Source organism: Neobacillus drentensis (assembly GCF_036966985.1).
GTDB classification, from domain to species: Bacteria; Bacillota; Bacilli; order Bacillales; family Cytobacillaceae; genus Neobacillus; species Neobacillus drentensis_E.
Genome location: NZ_JBALSN010000341.1, coordinates 12,211 through 14,499 on the forward strand (window position 1 = coordinate 12,211; position 2,289 = coordinate 14,499).

Here is a 2,289-nt window from a genome sequence, read left to right on the forward strand (position 1 = left end):
CTAGTTTTGAAAGGGTGAAGTTATGGAAAAGAATAAAAAAGTATCGGAGAATTTAAGTTATGAATCAGATGGGAAAATGGGTAAAAACCATAATACGGTAAAAGATAACAAAAAAGATCAGGCTGATGATTTCTTTAATACCACACAAAACAGCGAATAAAAATTAAAACCTACTTACAACCTGTGTAAGTAGGTTTTTACTAGATTTTACCAACAGATGAAAAAAAGCTATCCGAATGGGACAAATATTTATGTATGTTGTGCGGGGATTTAAAACTTAGACGATTGATTTAAAGCCCTAAAATCTCGTCCAACCCGCATTCATTTGTAGCTTTGAACGATAAATTGCTTATGAAATGGCTGTAAGCCAGGTTCTGTTCTTCCGTACTCCAATCGGCAGCAAGCCTCGTACTAGAAGTGTAGTCATCTATCTACCGGCCAATGGCCGATTCATCCGTTAGGTTCATTTCCCGCAGGATGATGCCCCTACCTTAATTTGGGTTGCTCGCTCGTGGGGTTTACCCGTTCCACCTTTCCCGTTTCCAGAAAAGCTCGTCACTGTGGCACTTTCAGGTTATTCTCAGCATATCCAAAAGGACTTAGCATGATTTCACCGCCGTCAGCCGAAACGTTTAATCGGCTGCCCACCTTTGCAGGTGGCACGAACACTACAGGCATCTCAGCACTGTGCGAGCCTGGACTTTCCTCAGCTCCTATAAAGGAACCGCGACTACTCACCATTTCATGTTTATGAATTCGTTCATTCGCGACAACACATACTATATCAAGGATACCCTGATAAATCCTTAGTAGATTAATTCCAATGTTTCCAATTATATTTGGTATCCTCAGGCTAATTTCACCAAAGGGCAATTTTATATTAATTTTAATACTTTCCACCGAAACAAAAGTTGTCATTTAAAATTAGACAAGGCAATTTTTTGAAATTTGTCCTTGGGATTTTGAAGGATAACTTTACACCATGATTCATCTTAAACATGAGAGTTGAGGGAAATATGATGCTTGTAATTGAAAATGATTGGTTAAAGGTAGGTATAGTAAGAAACGGTGCAGAAGTACGAGGAGTCAAGCATAAGAAAAATGGGCTAGACTATATGTGGACAGGGGATAACGCCTACTGGGGACGAGTCTCTCCGGTCTTATTTCCGATTGTTGGACGGTTAAAGGGAGATCAGTATCAACTGGATGATCATACCTACAAGATGTCACAGCATGGCTTTTTGCGTGACGTTGTATTCGATGTAGAAGAGCAGACAGATACAACCGTTTCTTTTGTGTTTGAGTCGGCTGGACAGTTCAGTCATGTTTATCCTTATGAATTTAAAGCGATTATTCGTTATTTACTCAAAGAGCACTCCCTAATGGTTCAGTGGGAAATAGTGAATGAAAACAAGGTAGAAATGTATTTTTCAATTGGTGCTCATCCTGCATTTAAGATGCCGCTTGTAGAAAATGAAACCATTGAGGACTACCGTTTAAACTTTACTCCTGCAGCAAATAAGAGTGTAATGGAATATGAGCTAAAGGATTCTCTGATCCATGAGAGAGGAACTGCAAATGATATTTCAACAATTCAACTCAAGCCCTCTTTATTTGCACATGATGCTCTTGTCTACAGCAATATTGATCAAATTACATTGGAATCTAATAAAACAGGTCATGGAATAGAAGTATTGTTCGAAAAATTCCCGTTTGTTGGAATTTGGTCGAAATATATGGACACTACTGGCACTATTGCGCCATTTGTTTGCATAGAGCCTTGGTACGGTATTGCCGATACGTATAATACATCTGGAAACCTGAAGGAGAAGATGGGAGTGAATAAGCTTGACGCAGGTGAAACATTCCAAGCTGAATATAAAATGAAGTTTAAATAACGGTCGAAAGGAGATTGTCTTTTTGTTACTAATAATTAAATAATAAAGTTAGGCTTCCATCCAATCCTATTTAGGTGAAAGCTCATAGACTACTTTGACTATATGTGAAAGGAGGATAATAATGTATTACTACATTATTTTTCATCACTACCATCCTTGGTATAGACCAACAGTAATTCCATTTATTCCTCCACCACCAGTCCCGCCTGCAGCTGTTACCTATCGGAATATGTTTAATGGATTATGGGGCACAGCGTAGTTCTAACTTTAAAATAGGTCTTTGGAACTACCAAAATTTACAGCTATCTTCCATTTGGCAGACATGATATATTTCTCTTGTAAGTTCTTAACGGACTTACCAGTAAGCTTTCATTACAGAGAAGTACTCAAG

At 38.4% G+C, this 2,289-nt stretch carries 3 protein-coding genes and 1 other RNA gene; 3 read left to right on the forward strand and 1 reads right to left on the reverse strand.

Going from position 1 to position 2,289, the window contains the following annotated elements:
* Positions 1-22 precede the first annotated feature (22 nt).
* The gene (locus V7659_RS21150) at positions 23-160 is read left to right on the forward strand and encodes a hypothetical protein (RefSeq protein ID WP_186328785.1); all 138 of its coding nucleotides are present in this window, start codon (positions 23-25) and stop codon (positions 158-160) included.
* 198 nt (positions 161-358) lie between these two features.
* Here V7659_RS21150 and rnpB read toward each other — a convergent pair.
* Positions 359-742, reverse strand: an RNA gene (gene rnpB / locus V7659_RS21155) — RNase P RNA component class B.
* A gap of 274 nt (positions 743-1,016) precedes the next feature.
* Between rnpB and V7659_RS21160 the strand changes: the two genes are divergently transcribed.
* Both V7659_RS21160 and V7659_RS21165 read left to right on the forward strand, forming a co-directional pair.
* The gene (locus V7659_RS21160) at positions 1,017-1,898 is read left to right on the forward strand and encodes an aldose 1-epimerase family protein (protein ID WP_335542045.1); all 882 of its coding nucleotides are present in this window, start codon (positions 1,017-1,019) and stop codon (positions 1,896-1,898) included.
* A gap of 121 nt (positions 1,899-2,019) precedes the next feature.
* Complete coding sequence (locus tag V7659_RS21165) at positions 2,020-2,157, forward strand: hypothetical protein (RefSeq protein ID WP_335542047.1); 138 nt, start codon at positions 2,020-2,022, stop codon at positions 2,155-2,157.
* Positions 2,158-2,289: the final 132 nt, after the last annotated feature.

What these genes read in the sequence shown, in the direction of transcription:
- V7659_RS21160 (WP_335542045.1), top strand. Translation starts at nt 1,017, where the DNA reads ATGATGCTTGTAATTGAAAATGATTGGTTAAAGGTAGGTATAGTAAGA.
- V7659_RS21150 (WP_186328785.1), top strand. Translation starts at nt 23, where the DNA reads ATGGAAAAGAATAAAAAAGTATCGGAGAATTTAAGTTATGAATCAGAT.
- V7659_RS21165 (WP_335542047.1), top strand. Translation starts at nt 2,020, where the DNA reads ATGTATTACTACATTATTTTTCATCACTACCATCCTTGGTATAGACCA.